The organism is Phytoactinopolyspora halotolerans (assembly GCF_010550675.1).
Classification (GTDB): Bacteria; Actinomycetota; Actinomycetes; order Jiangellales; family Jiangellaceae; genus Phytoactinopolyspora; species Phytoactinopolyspora halotolerans.
Window position 1 is genome coordinate 41,141 of sequence record NZ_JAAGOA010000020.1, and the last position, 14,935, is coordinate 56,075.

The 14,935-nt window shown below is 68.1% G+C and carries 12 protein-coding genes; 4 read left to right on the top strand and 8 right to left on the bottom strand.

Annotated elements, in window-relative coordinates:
* Nucleotides 1-94: 94 nt before the first annotated feature.
* The 3 genes from G1H10_RS23810 to G1H10_RS23820 all read right to left on the bottom strand — a co-directional run bounded on the left by G1H10_RS23810 (nucleotide 95) and on the right by G1H10_RS23820 (nucleotide 3,278).
* Nucleotides 95-991 carry an extensin family protein gene (locus G1H10_RS23810; RefSeq protein WP_163742613.1) on the bottom strand — a complete coding sequence of 299 codons (897 nt, stop codon included), beginning with the start codon at nucleotides 989-991 and terminating at the stop codon, nucleotides 95-97.
* 248 nt (nucleotides 992-1,239) lie between these two features.
* Nucleotides 1,240-2,559 carry a glycoside hydrolase family 15 protein gene (locus G1H10_RS23815; protein WP_163742616.1) on the bottom strand — a complete coding sequence of 440 codons (1,320 nt, stop codon included), beginning with the start codon at nucleotides 2,557-2,559 and terminating at the stop codon, nucleotides 1,240-1,242.
* A complete protein-coding gene (locus G1H10_RS23820) occupies nucleotides 2,556-3,278 on the bottom strand; it encodes a GntR family transcriptional regulator (protein ID WP_163742620.1) in 723 nt (240 codons plus the stop codon). The genes G1H10_RS23815 and G1H10_RS23820 overlap by 4 nt, the downstream gene beginning before the upstream one ends.
* 323 nt (nucleotides 3,279-3,601) lie before the next feature.
* On the opposite strand from G1H10_RS23820, the gene G1H10_RS23825 reads away from it, so the two are divergent.
* Nucleotides 3,602-4,378 carry an ABC transporter ATP-binding protein gene (locus G1H10_RS23825; RefSeq protein WP_163742623.1) on the top strand — a complete coding sequence of 259 codons (777 nt, stop codon included), beginning with the start codon at nucleotides 3,602-3,604 and terminating at the stop codon, nucleotides 4,376-4,378.
* A gap of 4 nt (nucleotides 4,379-4,382) precedes the next feature.
* Nucleotides 4,383-6,944, top strand: coding sequence for an ABC transporter permease (locus G1H10_RS23830; protein ID WP_163742626.1), 2,562 nt, complete (start codon nucleotides 4,383-4,385; stop codon nucleotides 6,942-6,944).
* Nucleotides 6,945-6,960: 16 nt separating this feature from the next.
* On the opposite strand, the gene G1H10_RS23835 is transcribed toward G1H10_RS23830, so the two are convergent.
* The gene (locus G1H10_RS23835) at nucleotides 6,961-7,653 is read right to left on the bottom strand and encodes an HAD family hydrolase (RefSeq protein WP_163742629.1); all 693 of its coding nucleotides are present in this window, start codon (nucleotides 7,651-7,653) and stop codon (nucleotides 6,961-6,963) included.
* A 73-nt stretch (nucleotides 7,654-7,726) separates the two neighbouring features.
* Between G1H10_RS23835 and G1H10_RS23840 the strand changes: the two genes are divergently transcribed.
* Nucleotides 7,727-8,575, top strand: coding sequence for a PAC2 family protein (locus G1H10_RS23840; protein WP_163742632.1), 849 nt, complete (start codon nucleotides 7,727-7,729; stop codon nucleotides 8,573-8,575).
* 43 nt (nucleotides 8,576-8,618) lie between these two features.
* Here G1H10_RS23840 and G1H10_RS23845 read toward each other — a convergent pair whose 3' ends face one another.
* The 4 genes from G1H10_RS23845 to pgsA form a co-directional block, all read right to left on the bottom strand.
* Nucleotides 8,619-9,152, bottom strand: coding sequence for a hypothetical protein (locus tag G1H10_RS23845; RefSeq protein ID WP_163742635.1), 534 nt, complete (start codon nucleotides 9,150-9,152; stop codon nucleotides 8,619-8,621).
* A 655-nt stretch (nucleotides 9,153-9,807) separates the two neighbouring features.
* Nucleotides 9,808-10,947: a glycosyltransferase family 4 protein gene (locus tag G1H10_RS23850; RefSeq protein ID WP_163742637.1), complete on the bottom strand. Its 1,140-nt coding sequence runs from the start codon at nucleotides 10,945-10,947 to the stop codon at nucleotides 9,808-9,810.
* On the bottom strand, nucleotides 10,944-11,876 hold the full coding sequence (locus tag G1H10_RS23855; RefSeq protein WP_163742640.1) for a phosphatidylinositol mannoside acyltransferase: 933 nt from the start codon (nucleotides 11,874-11,876) through the stop codon (nucleotides 10,944-10,946). Before G1H10_RS23855 ends, G1H10_RS23850 begins: the two co-directional genes overlap by 4 nt.
* Entirely contained in the window at nucleotides 11,873-12,484 is a 612-nt protein-coding gene (gene pgsA / locus G1H10_RS23860) for a phosphatidylinositol phosphate synthase (protein ID WP_163742643.1), read from the bottom strand. Before pgsA ends, G1H10_RS23855 begins: the two co-directional genes overlap by 4 nt.
* Nucleotides 12,485-12,741: 257 nt before the next feature.
* Between pgsA and G1H10_RS23865 the strand changes: the two genes are divergently transcribed.
* Nucleotides 12,742-14,889: an elongation factor G-like protein EF-G2 gene (locus G1H10_RS23865; protein ID WP_163742645.1), complete on the top strand. Its 2,148-nt coding sequence runs from the start codon at nucleotides 12,742-12,744 to the stop codon at nucleotides 14,887-14,889.
* Nucleotides 14,890-14,935: the final 46 nt, after the last annotated feature.

Sequence of the window (14,935 nt, forward strand, 5' to 3'; positions counted from 1 at the left end):
AGTGGGTTTTCTCCAGCACTACCATGCCTGCAGACCTGGTAGTGCACGAAGAAACCTACTTCACATGATCATTTAGGGCCGGGTGGGCGGTCGGTCAGTAGGACTGGGTGCCGACGGCTTTGCGGAAGGAGGCCGTGAGGAACGCCCGGAAGTTGTACTTGTTGGTGATGTTGCCGCTTGACCGCCCGATCCGCCGCAGCACCTGGGTGGAGTGACGTTCGGTCTCGGGGCCGTAGTCGCCGTCCAGCGCAGTGCCGAGTCCCCACACAACTCGGCAGCACCCTTGGACGATGTAGGTCTGCGACGTGGACCCGGTGCTGTAGTAGCAATCGGTCGTGGAACCGTAGATCGCGTTGTCGGCGTGGATGTGATTGTGATGGGTGCTGTTGTCCGCGTAGGTGATCACGTGCCGGAACCGGCGCGCGAAACTGGCCGCCGCTCCCCAGTAGCGCCTGCGATACAAAGCCGCATTCGACCCACCGTGCCATACGTCATAGCGCATGCTGATCGTATGCGTGGTGCCGCTACTGTTCTTGTAGACAATCTTTCCGATGTCGAATGCCCGGCCCGATCCATGCATTCCGGGCTTGTCGACGTAGGCGCCATAGGAATAGATCCGTGACGGCCAGCCCCAACTGTCCGGCGCATTGTTATAGATGAAATTCTTCCAAGAACTCAACTGGTTGTAGAACGTGTCGTTGAAGGTGAAGCTGTTCGGGTTGCCGCTGGGCTCGTAGTACAGCTTGCAACCGGTTGTACCAAGATAGTCCCTCGTGATCAACGCCATCGCCGAGACCTCCGACGGCTCAAGGTCCAGCGGCTCGGAGGGTGCGGGTGGCGCGGACGTCCCGCCGGGTGGCGCGGACGGCCCGGCTGCCAGCGCCTGACTGGAATGGATCAGGCCGGCCGCGCCGGCGACACCGGCCGTTCCAGCTAGTAGAAGGTTTCGCCGCGACATGGCGGGGCGGATGAATTCTTCGCTTCCGGACACTGTGGTCTCCTTCCGTCGGCACCTCGGATGAGGATTTGTGAAGTCAACGTAGGAGGCCGAGGTGAACACCACAAGACGCATTCGCGAATAGCCCTCGGAAAATCGCGGGTGGAAACCAATCAGAAACCATGAACAATGCTTCCCGATTCAATACGCGCTCGCTGACCTGGAGATATTGCGTCAACGGCGCTTGCTGTACGGTCTCTGGTCGGTAACTGGTTCTCTCACTGCCCGGCGAGACGCGACATCTATCGTGGTACGAGTGACGGCCTGCCCTCGAGCGTCGCCAGCGCGAGGAGCACAGTGGCTCCGGTGAGTCCCAGGGGGGCGACGGCGGCCGGCAGGCCAGCCGCCGTGACCTTCTCCGGAAGCGAGCCGAGCCGAGTGCGGCGGACGTCAAGCCAGCTCAGCAGCCGGTGTGCGAGTGCCGCGTCGCCCACCGAAGCGGCGGTCAGAGCGTGCAGCGAGACCTGGGGGGTCCATGCGGTCGAGAGATCGGTCCACTCCTCCCCCGGGCGTACACCTCCGTTCGCGACGGTGGTGGCTGCCAGCGCCGCCCGCCATGCGCTCTCCACGTCGTCGGCATGCGGCGCAAACGGCGGCAGCAGGAAGGCCGTCGATGCGTCCCTGCCCCCGTCGCCACTGCTCCGGCGGGTGTAGCCGTGCGGGCCGAACGTCGTACGGATGGCCTCGGCGAGTCGGCGTGCCGCATCGTCGGCACGCTCGGCAAGGCGCGCGTCGCCGACCGGGCCGTCGTCCGTAGTGCCGGTCGCTCCCGCGGCGAGCATGTCTCGCCCGCACCGCAACCCGAGCAGTAGCGGCGCGGCTGAGCCGAGCGTGGCTTCCTCGATGTCCATCTCCCAGAAGTCCTGAGACGCGCGCGGCAATGACGTCTCCGGATGGAGCGCGTCCACGCCCGCCCCGACGGCGGCGCGGACCATACGGGCCAGGCCGCCCGGCACCCGACGCGGAGCGCCGGATCCGGTGCGGGACCAGACCCAGGTGGCCCACAGCGTCCACCCGATGCCGTCGAGCTGGCGACCGCGCCCATCCGGCACGTCACCGGAGCCGTCGGGCAGATACCTCGCCTCCCAGCCGCCGTCGTCCTCCTGCACCGATGCGACGTACTCCAGCTGCCGCCGGGCCTCGCCGTGCCGGCCGCACATCGCCAGCGCCGCGGCGACGAACCCGGTGTCCCGCGGCCACACGTACCGCCAATACGGGCTGCCGGCAGCTACGAAGGCTCCGTTGTCGAAGGTGAGCACCTCGATGTCGATCAGAGCTGCGCGCGCCATGTGCACGTACGGGGTGTCGCGGCCGGGCAAGTCCGCCTCCGCCGACCGGGCCACCGCGCGGTCGACGTCGTCGGCGGTCGGCACGGCGGCACCGGGCAAGGTGCCGCTGGAGGGATCCAGGTAGCCGGTGCCCGGCAGCCGCCGCAGGTCCGAGTGGGGCGGTACGATCAGCGGCGCGCCGTCGTCCCCGACCACCACGCCGTCCGAGTACAGCCGGGTCTCGGGGTTCCACGCCGTACCGCGGGTGCCCAGTTCCTCCGTCACAGCCCTCATTGCTCCTGATGCGCGTAGGCCACGGTGTTGAAGTCGTACCGATCTCCCCGATACAGCGATCGGCCGTGTTCGACCTTCCTACCGTTCTGATCGAAGGCGGTCTGCACGACGTAGAGCCCGGCCGCCCGCTCGGCGACACCGAAGAGTTCGGCGGTCGGCGCGTCGACGTTCATCGCGCTGATGCGCCGCTCGTGCCGGAAGACCCGCACGCCGTACGCGGTGCTCAGCAGCTCGTACAGGGATCCGGTCAGGTCGTGCTCGAGCAGGCCCGGAAAGTACGCCTCGGGCAGCCGGACCCGCTCGATGGACAGCGGAACCTCGTCGGCCAGCCTGATCCTGGTGATCTCGTAGTATGGCGTGCCCGGCTCGATCGACAGGTCGTGTGCGACGACGAAATCGGCCGCCTCGACCTTGGTCTCCACCAACCTCGAACCCGGGGTCCACCCTCGCTCCCGGATCTCCTCGGAGAACGACTTGAGCGCGGGTGCCTTGGTGGAGACGTGTGGCGCCGCCACGAAGGTGCCCACACCCGGCGCGGAGCGCAGCAGCCCCTCGTCCTCCAACATCTTCAACGCGGTGCGAACCGTCACGCGGGACACGCCGAACAGCTCCGCCAGGCTCCGCTCGGAAGGCAAGACGTCTACGGGCTGCCTGCTGGCGATGAACTGCTGGACCAGCAGGTCACGCACCTGACGGGATTTGACCGAAGGTCGAGCCATCGGGCCGGGCACCTCACATGTCTCACATGTCGCGTTCGCACACGGTCAGCAAGAATCTCATACCACTGGTTCAGTCCAGCCCATGGTAGCAGGTCATCGCCGTTGCAACGCGATACCAGTGGTCCGTGTTTGACGGCCCGCGGCCGATCCGCGGCAGCATGGACACAAAGGGGCGCGTGCTGATCACGAGGCCGGGAGTCTCCTCCCAAGGGAGGAAACGTGAGCCGTGGTCATCCGCCGGTCGGATCGTCGAAACCCGCCCTGAACCCGACGGATCCCCCGCGCGCGTGCAATAGCGTGATCGACAGACTCAGCAGATTGCGATGAGGAGCTCCGCTTTGACCACCCACACACATGACCAGCCGGCCGCGGCCACCGCGGTCGAACTGACCAAGATCTACGGATCGGGCGATACCGAGGTCGTCGCTCTCGACCACGTCGACGTCGAGTTCGCCGCCGGCAACTTCACCGCCATCATGGGGCCGTCAGGCTCGGGCAAGTCGACACTCATGCATTGCATGGCCGCACTCGATGCCCCGACGTCCGGCAAGGTCTACATCGGCGACATCGAGCTCAGCTCGCTCAACGACAAGGATCTCACCCGAACCCGGCGGGATCGGCTCGGCTTCATCTTTCAGGCGTTCAACCTGGTGCCGACGCTCAACGCCAAGGAGAACATCACTCTCCCGCTGGACATCGCGGGCAAGGACGTCGATTCCGAGTGGTTCGACACGGTGATCCGCACGGTCGGCCTCAGCGACCGGCTCAAGCACAAGCCCAGTGAGCTCTCCGGTGGCCAGCAGCAGCGCGTGGCATGCGCCCGCGCGCTGGTCAGCAAGCCGGACATCATCTTCGCCGACGAGCCCACCGGTAATCTCGATTCCCGTTCCGGCGCCGAGATCCTCGCCTTCCTGCGCAACTCGGTCCGCGAGCTGGGGCAGACCATCGTCATGGTCACGCACGACCCGGGGGCCGCCGCGTACGCCGACCGCGTCCTGTTCCTCGGTGACGGCCGGATCGTCGACGAGATGGCCGAACCCACCGCGGAGAAGGTGCTGGAGCGGATGAAGAACTTCGACACGATCGGGCAGGTGTCCTGACCCGATGCTGAGAGCAACCCTCAAGAGCCTCGCAGCCCGGAAGCTGCGACTCGGGATGAGTGCGTTCGCGATCGTGATCGGCGTCGCGTTCGTCGTCGGGTCGTACGTCTTCACGGACACCTTGAACCGCACGTTCAACGACATCTTCGGCGATCTCAGCGCCGACGTCGTGGTCCGGCCCGCCACTCCGGAGGGCCAGGAGAGCTGGGCCACGCTCGCCGGCGCCGGATCCTCGGTGACCATCCCCGCGCAGACGGTCGAGGAGATCGGCGCGCTGCCCGAGGTCGCCAGCGCCGACGGCGAGATCGAAAGCTCCAGCCTGTATGTCCTGGACCGCGACGGCGACGTGGTCGGCGTCGCCGGTGCGCCCGGCGTGGCCGTGAACTGGTACGAGGAACCCACCAGCGACGACGAGGACCCGGTCCTGGATCTCGTCGAGGGCCGAGCGCCGGAACGATCCGGGGAGGTCGCCCTCGACGACCAGACCATCGACACGACCGGATACCAGATCGGCGACGAGATCCCGATGGTCACGCTCGGCGATCAGCCGCGGATCACCGCCGAACTGGTGGGTGTCGTCCGGTTCGGGGAGAGCGGCAGCCTCGCCGGTGCCACCCTGGCCGCGTTCGACACCGCTACCGCGCAGGAACTCTTCCTGGACGGTGAGAACGCCTTCAACCGGGTCTCGGTCACGGCCGCCGAAGGGGTCGACGCCGAGTCGCTGCGCGATACCGTCGCCGGCCTGCTTCCGGACAACCTCGAGGCCATGACGGGAGAGGCGGTCGATGACGAGACCGCTTCGGCCGTGGAGGAAGGTCTCGGCTTCTTCAACACGTTCCTGCTGATCTTCGCCGCCATCGCGCTGTTCGTCGGGATCTTCCTCATCCTCAATACGTTCTCGATCCTGGTGGCGCAACGCAGCCAGGAGATGGCACTGTTTCGGGCGCTGGGCGCCAGCCGACGTCAGGTCACCCGGTCGGTCATGCTGGAGGCCGTGGTGGTCGGCCTGGTCGGCGCCACGCTCGGGTTGCTGCTCGGGCTCGCCGTGGCGGTGGGTCTGCAGGCGATCTTCGCCGCCTTCGGCATGGACTTCGGCGGCGGTCTGGTGCTGCAGCCACGCACGGTGATCGTGGCGTACGTCGTCGGCGTCCTGGTGACCATGGTCGCCGCCTTCGTTCCCGCGCGGCGCGCGTCCAAGGTGCCGCCGGTGGCGGCGATGCGCGACGACGTGGTGCTGCCGAGCTCGTCCCGCCGGAACCATGTGCTCTCCGGCGGCGTCCTCGTCGTCGGTGGGGCCGCGGCGATGGCGGCCGGCCTGCTGGACATCGCGCCGTCGGCGGCCGTGTTCGTCGGCCTCGGGATCCTGGCCGTGTTCATCGGGGTGGCGCTGCTCGCACCGGTGATCTCGGTGCCCATCGTCCGCGTGATCGCCGGCTGGTACCCGAAGACGTTCGGCACGGTGGGACGTCTGGCGAAGGAGAACGCGCTGCGGAACCCGCGCCGGACGGCGGCGACCGCCTCCGCTCTGATGATCGGGCTGGCGCTGGTCTCCTCGATCTCCGTCGTCGGCGCGTCGGCGAACAAGAGCATCGACGAAGCGCTCGACCGCGGCATGAACGCCGAGTTCGTGATCGCCAGCGTGTCCGGGCAGCCGTTCTCGCCCGCCATCGCCGACGCCGCGCGTGAGATCGACGGCGTGTCGACGGTGGCGGTGATGCGCGGCTCGTTCGCGGTCATCGACGGCTCGCAGAGTTACCTGAGCGCCGTCGATCCCGATGCGTTCAACGAGGCCAGCGAGCTCACCATGGTGGAGGGCACGATGGACCTCTCCGGTGGCGGCCTGATCGTGGACAGCGACACCGCCGACTCCGAGAATCTCGCCGTCGGCGACACGGTTCCGCTGGACCTTGGCGGAAGTCGCACCGAGCAGCCGGTTGCCGGCGTCTACGACGGCGACCATCCTCTGATGTCCGGGTACGTCACAGGGCTGCAGACGCTCGAGGAGCTGGGCATCACACCGGCGGATTCGACGGTGTACGTCGTCACCGAATCCGGAGCCGATCTGGGCCACGTCCAGGCCGATCTGGAAGAGGCGACGTCCGAACTGCCGATGGTGACCGTGCAGAACCAGGAGGAGTACAAGGCCTCCCAGCGCGACCAGGTCAATCAGCTTCTGTACATCGTGTACGCCCTGCTGGGGCTCGGCATCGTGATCGCCATCCTGGGCATCGTGAACACGCTGGCTCTGTCCGTGATGGAACGCACCCGCGAGGTGGGGCTGCTCCGGGCGGTGGGCCTCAGCAGGCGCCAGCTGCGCACCACGATCCGACTGGAATCGGTCGCGATCGCGGTGCTCGGGGCGGTGCTCGGGATCGGTCTCGGGCTCATCTTCGGGGTCTCGCTGCAGCGCGCGGTCGCCGACGAAGGGCTGGACACGCTCTCCGTGCCGTTCGGGCAGCTGATCACCTTCGTCATACTGGCGGCGCTGGTGGGGATCCTGGCCGCGGCCTGGCCGGCGCGCCGCGCCGCCAAGCTGGACGTGCTGAGAGCGATCAACACCGAATGACGGACTGATGTGGTCGTTACTGGTCGCTGCGTCCGGACTCGGCATCACCGACGGCAAGCAGAAGGTCGTCGACGCCGAGTCCGGCCAGCGTCTCCATGAGGACGAGGCCCGGCCGCGGCTGGATCCCGACCGCGTTCGGCACGCCGATCACACGCATCCCGGCGGCAAGTCCTGACTCGACGCCGGGCGGCGAGTCCTCGATCACCAGGCACTGCTCCGGCTTCACGTCGAGTTCCGCGGCGGCCGCCAGGTAGGGTTCCGGATCCGGCTTTCCCCGGCTCACCTCGTCGCCCGTCACCATGGTGGTGAACCGGCCCGCGGGCAGTTGTCCGACGACCGTCTCGGCCAACTGCCGGTACGACATCGTGACCAGCGCACACGGCACCGCGGCGAGATCGAGCGCGGCGAGCAGTTCGACCGCCCCTGGTCGCCAATCGGCGCCACGCTTCACGCCGTCCAGAACCTGCTCCATCAGCGCATCGCGCACCTGCGCGGCGGTCATAGGCAGATCGGCCTTGCGCCGGATATAGTCTCCTGCGGCAAGCAGGTCGCTGCCTACGAGGGCTAGGCTGTCGGCGTCGGTCCAGGTTCCACCGTACCGGCCCACCAGCTCCTTCTCCGCGGCGATCCAGAGGGGTTCGGTATCGACCAAGGTGCCGTCCATGTCCCAGAGGACCGCGGCTGGGTAAGGCTGTGTCACGCGCTCCATGTTCGCATGTCGGCGATCTGGCCGTAGTCTGGCCCATGACGATACGACGCACACGCGGGGAAGGTCGGCCTAAGTGATTGAACTCGAGAGCGTTCCACAACTGAACGAGCCGGTGCTCATCGCCGCGTTCGAAGGATGGAACGACGCCGGTGAGGCCGCCACGGCGGCCGTCGAGCACCTCGAGCAGGCCTGGCAGGCGGAGACACTCGCCTCTCTCGACCCGGATGACTACTACGACTTTCAGGTCAACCGTCCCGTCGTATCCATCGGCGACGACGGCCGACGCACCCTGCAATGGCCCACGACCCGCATCTCCCTTGCCCAGCATCCGGACCTGAATCGGGACGTCGTGCTGCTCCGTGGCATCGAGCCGAACATGCGCTGGCGTGGCTTCTGCGCGGAGTTGCTCGGTGTCGCGGCCGAGCTCGGCATCGAGCAGGTCGTCACGCTCGGGGCCCTCCTCGCCGACGTTCCGCATACCCGGCCGGTTCCGGTGACGGTGGCCGCCAGCGACCCGGATGCGTCCACCTCGCTCGGCATCGAGCCGTCCCGGTACGAGGGCCCCACCGGCATCGTCGGGGTCTTCCAGGACGCGGCGGCGCGGGCCGAGCTGGACGCGCTCTCGCTGTGGGCGGCCGTCCCGCACTACGTCGGGCAGTCGCCGTGCCCCAAGGCGACCGTGGTGCTGCTGCGCCGCGTGGAAGACATCCTCGAGCTGCCCATCCCGCTGGGCGACCTGCCCGACCAGGCGGAGGCGTGGCAGCACGGAGTCGAGGAGCTCGCCCAGGAGGACTCGGACGTCGCCGAGTACGTGCAGCGCCTGGAGGAGGCTTCGGACACGATCGACCTACCCGAGGCGTCCGGCGAGCACATCGCCCGCGAGTTCGAGCGTTACCTGCGCCGGCGCGGCAACGAAACCTGACCCCCGCGCCCGTCGGCCCGGCGGGCAGGGAGGATCTCCCGTCCTACGCGCTGAAGCCGCGTGGGACGGTGTCGTCGAGTTCGACCGTCTCCGGCCAGGGCGCGTATCCGGCCAGGTGCAGCCAGCGCACCAGCACCTTGCGACGCAGCCGCTGTGCCGCACGCACCACCTCGTTGTGGAACCGGCGGGCGTGCGCGGCGCGACGGCAGGCCAGTCCCAGCTCGTCCAGCGGCTCGGCGAGCCCGGGCTGCTCTTCCTTCAGCTCGGCGACGTCCTCTGGGTCGTCGAGGGCCGCACACAGCACCGCGGTGAGGTCGCTCTCGGCCTGATACCGGGTCTCGTCGTCGACCGTGCGAGCGCGTGACGCGGCGTCGGCGATCACCACCGACGTGGCCGGATCCAGCAGACCCAGGGTCGCCAGCTCAAGTGCCGACGCGGACCGGCGCAGCAGCTCCGCATCGAGGACCGCGCGCGAGGCGTCCACCCGCGCATGCAGCCGATCCAGACGCCCCGCCGTCCACGACAGGTATACGCCGAGCAACAGCAGCACGAGGATGACGACGGGGATCCAGACCACAACGTCAGACCTTATCGGGGCGGTGCGCGGTCGGCCCGATGGGGACCAGCGTCGCGGGAGTGTGCTGCCCACCCTGTTCGTGATGTGCTCGCCCTGCCTCACCCAGTGCGGCGTGACGGACGCGCACGGTGGGACCGTGCGATCGATTGTGTGAAGCTCGGCCGCGCGGACGCCGCCCGGACGCCTCGTGCGGATGGCCGTGTGGGTTCCGGCCGCGTATGGCGGCCGCCTCTCACACGACATCGCCCGCGACGCCACATACCGCCCCAGAACCGGCCCACACTCACACGACCAGCCACACGACGCCCGATAAGCGGCCACTCTTCACACGACCTGGTACACGACCGCGACGTCGACGGTCAGTTCTCACACGACTCGACACACGCCGCTGCATCGACCGGCCGAAACCCCGCACGACGGGCCACACGACACTCGATGAGCGGCCGCTCTTCACACGATCAACCGCACGGTTCAACCGAGCTGGGACGCGGGCCCGCGGCCGTCGCCTGCAAGGCCCCAACTGTGCGGTTGGTCGTGTGAGAGGTGGCCGCTGGGGTGAAGCGGTCAACGGGCTGAGGCGGGTCCCGACGCTATCGTCAGCGCCCGACTACGAGGGGCTGCCTGCCAGGCAGCGGCCTGCCTGTCGGGCAGCGCGTTACCGGCCGGGTTTCCAGAACCGGCGGCTCGCCGGTGTACCGACCGCGAGTACCATTTCGTAGACGGCGAGCACTTCCGTCGTCAGTTCGGACCAGTCGTAGCGTCGCACGCTCACCGACGCCGCCTGCCGGTACCGGTTCCGCCGCTCTGGGTCCGCCAGCAGCGCACACGCCTCCTCCGCCAGCGCCGCCGAGTCCCCCACCGGAACCAGTGCGCCCAGCCGGCCGTCGTCCAGCACCGCCCGGAAGGCCACCAGGTCGCTCGCCAGCACCGGCGCACCGGCTGCCATCGCTTCGACCAGCACGATGCCGAACGACTCGCCCCCGGTGTGCGGCGCGATGTAGAGATCACTGCTGGCCAGCATGGCCGCTTTCTCGTCGTCGCTGATCGCGCCCAGGAAGGTCACGGCATCGCGGTGTTCGGCGGGGATACCGCGACGGATCTCCTCCACCTCGCCCGGGCCGGCCACCAGCAGCCGCACGCCGGGCATCCGGGCATGGATCACCGGCCAGGCCTCGAGCAACACCGGCAGACCCTTGCGCTGCTCGTCGACCCGTCCGAGGAAGCTCAATGTTCCGGTCTCACCTTGCCATTCCGGCCGCGGCGGTACCTGGAACCGGTCCACGTACAAGCCGTTCGGGATCAGCACGGCGTCACCGCCCAGATGCTCCACCACGGTGCGCCGAGCCTCCTCCGAGACGGCGATCCGTGCGCTGAGCTTCTCCAGCGCAGACACCAGGATGCCGTGTGCCGCGGTCATCGCCCGCGACCGGGTGGAGCCCTGATGGAACGTCCCCACCGCCGGAACATCGGCGAGCCAGGTGGCCAGCAGCCCCAAGCTCATCGTCTCCGGCTCGTGGATGTGTACCAGGTCGAACTTGCCGTCCGTCATCCAACGCCGCACCCGGGTCGCCGCGCGGGGACCGAACAGGATGCGCGCCACCGAACCGTTGTACGGCACCGCCACCGGACGTCCCGCCTTGACCACATACGACGGCACCTCGTCCTCGTCACCGCCCGGCGCCAGCACCGACACGCTGTGCCCGCGCGCCATCAACTCCTCGGTGAAGTCCCGGATGTGAAACTGCACGCCCCCCGGCACGCTCCAGGAGTACGGACAGACGATCCCGATGTTCACGGCGCCACAAGCTCGTTCCGTCGCGGATCGTCCGGCTTCAGATCGGCCAGGAACAATCGCTGTGTCATATGCCAGTCCTCCGGGTGCCGGCCGATGCCCTCCTCGAAGGCCTCGGCGACCCGCTGCGTCATGGTGGTGATCCGGTTGGCCCGTTCGTGCGGGACCTCGACCGGCTCGTGGAAATGCAGCACAATGCCGTGGTTGGGTTCCCTGCCCTCGTACGACAGCGTGAGCGGAAGCAAGACGGAGCCGGTGCGCAGCGCGAGCATGGCCGGCCCCGGCGGCATCCGTGCCTCCTCGCCGAAGAACTTCACCGGCACTCCCCGCTGGGACAGGTCACGCTCGGCAGGCAGGCACACCAGCCCGCCGCCCTGCAGGTGTTCCGCGAGCTTGGCCATCACGTTCACGTCGCTACCGGTCAGCGGATAGATGGTGATACCCAGTTGGGCGCGGTAGTCGAGAAACTTCTGGAACAACCCCTCCGGCTTGAGCCGTTCCGCGACGCTGGCCACCGGCGTCCCGGTCAGGCCCGCCCATCCCCCGGCATGATCGAAGTTCGCCATGTGCGGCAACGCGATCACCACGCCCTGGCCGTTGGCCAGCGGCTCCCGCATCCTCTCCTCGTGGACGGTACGCACCCGGCCGGTGATCCGCTCGTGGCTCCAGTCGCCGATCCGGAACGCGTCGCACCAATACCGCATGTAGGACCGGGCCGCGGCCTTGCTCACCGTCCGCAGTTCTTCCTCGCCGCCGTGGACGATCCGGGCCAGGTTGCGCTCCAGCCGCTGCACCGACGGTGCTCGACGGCGCCAGGCGACGTCGGCGATGGTGCGGAACGCGGCGTACGCTGCTCGCTCCGGCATGGCGCGCACGATCGCCCACCCGGTGCTGTACATCCACAGCTGCCGACGGTCCCGCAGGCTCGTCATACCTCCACCGCCTGCCGGTGCACGTCGCGCACGCGCTGGACCACCGTCCACGCACTCGCCGCCATCAACAGCCACAGCACGACCTCCAGTACCACCACCGGCAGGTCGAGCATTCCGACGAACCCGGTGGTGACCAGGATTGCCACGAGCCGGTCGGCCCGTTCGGCGATTCCGCCCGACGCCGTGTAGCCGAGGCTCTCGGCCCGGGCGCGTGCGTACGACACGACGGCGCCGAACACCAGGCAGGCGATCAGCAGCGTGGTCATCCGCAGGTTGTCACCGCTTCCGGCGAAGTAGAGCGCCAGCGCGCCGAAAATCGCCGCGTCGCCGAACCTGTCCAAGACCGAATCGAGGAACGCGCCCCAATTGCTCTGGCGTCCGGACAACCGGGCCATGATGCCGTCGATGTTGTCTGAGAAGACGAATGCGGTGATGACGACCGTCCCCCAGAAGAACTCGCCCCGCGGGTAGAACGCGAAGGCGCCGACGGTGACACCGATGGTGCCCAGCATCGTCACCAGGTCGGGGCTGATCCGCGCCTTGAGCAGTGCGCGCGCCGTAGGCGTCAGTATTCGGGTCGTGTAGACCCGGGTGTACTTGTCCAGCATCTGTCTGGTCTTCGTCCAGTCTCTTCAAGAATACAGCGGCATGATCCGTGTCGTCTGCCGGGCACGCTGAGCTCGCCCGGAACCCACCCGGCCACGCCATCGTACTGGTGCGGGGGAAGAATGCCGTCACCCACTTGCACATCGCCGCGTTGCGCAGGAGAGTGTCAGTACCCACGCACGAACAGTCGGCGCCATCGCGTTCAGCGCCCGACGGTGAGGAGGCGACGGCGCCGCTCAACGATGAGAGGCAGGGCGCCATGCCGACTCGACACGCCACCGACCGCAATTCAGGAGCCGCGACGGGCGGTGATGCCGCGCCGTCGGGTGTAGGTGACGTCCGCAACGTCGTGGTGGTCGGCCACGCCGGTGCGGGCAAGACGACGTTCCTGGAGACCCTGCTCGCCGCGAGCGGCACGATCTCCCGGCCGGGCCGCGTAGAGGACGGGACCACGGTCAGCGATTACGACGAGGCCGAGCTGCGCCAGCAACGGTCGGTCAACCTCGCGCTCGTGCCGATCGAATACCACGGCGTGAAGATCAACTTTCTCGACACCCCCGGCTACGCCGACTTCGTCGGCGACCTTCGGGCCGGCCTGCGGGCGGCGGACTGCGCCCTGTTCGTCGTATCGACGACCGACGCCGTCGACGGCACCACCCGGATGCTCTGGAACGAGTGCGCCGCCGTCGGCATGCCGCGCGCCGTCGTTCTGACCAAACTCGACCACCCGCGCTCGGACTATGCGGCGACGCTGCAGGCGTGCCAGGACGCGTTCGGCGAAAAGGTCCTCCCCCTCTACCTGCCGAGCCCTCAGAAGGGCACGGTGACCGGCCTGGCCGGGTTGCTCAGTCAGCATCTGCACAACTACGCCGACGGTCATCGGGAGGAGACCGAACTCGGCGACGAGGATCAGGTCCGGGTGGAAGAGGCGCGCGGGGAGCTGATCGAGGGCATCATCGAAGAGTCCGAGGACGAGACGCTGATGGACCGCTATCTGGGTGGCGAAGACATCGACCCCAAGGTCCTCATCGACGACCTGGAGCGGGCCGTCGCGCGAGCGTCGTTCTTCCCGGTCATCCCGGTCTGTTCGGCCGGCGGTCCGGGCGTGACGGAGCTCCTCGATGTCATCACCAGCGCGTTCCCCTCTCCCGCCGAACACCCGATGCCCGAGGTCACGACGGTCGACGGCAAGCCGAAGACCGGACTCACCGGTGACCCCGAGGGCCCGCTGCTGGCCGAGGTGATCAAGTCGACGGTCGATCCGTACGTGGGGCGGATCAGCCTGGTCCGGGTCTTCTCCGGCACGCTCCGCCCGGACGACGCCGTGCACGTCTCCGGACATTTCCTGGCCGACCGCGGCCACGAGGAACACGACGAGGACGAACGGGTCGGCACCCTCTCGTCGCCGCTCGGCAAGACCCAGCGCCCGGTGCCGCAAGCCCGGGCCGGAGACATCGTCGCCGTGGCCAAACTCTCCCGCGCCGAGACCGGCGACACACTCTCCGACTGCGCCGCTCCCCTGTTGATGAAACCGTGGGACGTTCCGGAACCGATGCTGCCGGTGGCCATCGTCGCGCGGACCAAGGCCGATGAGGACAAACTCTCCCAGGGCCTGAACAGGCTCGCCGCCGAGGACCCGACGCTGCGGATCGAGAACAACTCCGAGACTCATCAGCTCATCCTGTGGACGATGGGCGAGGCACACGTGGACGTCCTGCTCGACCGTCTGTCCGGCCGGTATGGCGTCAACGTGGACAAGACCCAGGTACGCGTGCCGTTGCGGGAGACGCTGGCCGGCTCCGCCCCGGGTCGCGGCCGGCACGTCAAGCAGTCCGGCGGGCACGGACAGTACGGCGTGTGCGAGATCGAGGCGGAGCCGCTGCCAGAGGGCGCAGGCTTCGAGTTCGTCGACCGCATCGTGGGCGGCGCGATCCCCCGGCAGTTCATCGCCTCCGTGGAGAAGGGCATCCGAGCCCAGATGGAGAAGGGCACCACCTCGGTCGGTTATCCGATGGTGGACATCAAGGTCACTCTGCTCGACGGCAAGACCCACAGCGTCGACTCGTCCGACCTTGCGTTCCAGATGGCCGGCGCGCTCGCCCTCAAGGATGCCGCACAGTCGGCCGGAGTCACCCTCCTCGAGCCGTTCGATCAGGTATCGATCCTGGTCAATGACGACGATGTGGGCACCATCATGGGTGACCTGTCCAGCCGGCGCGGGCACGTGCTCGGCACCGAGTCGGTCGGTCAGGGCCGCTCGCTGATCCGGGCCGAGGTCCCGCAGACCGAGCTGCTGCGTTACGCGATCGAGCTGCGCGCGATGAGTCACGGCACCGCGACGTTCACCCGGCAGTTCGCCCGGTACGAACCGATGCCGCACAACCTCGCCGCCAAGGTCCTTGAGTAAGTCCGCCCGATCTGTGCTCTGCTCTACCCGTGACTATGCCCGGAGC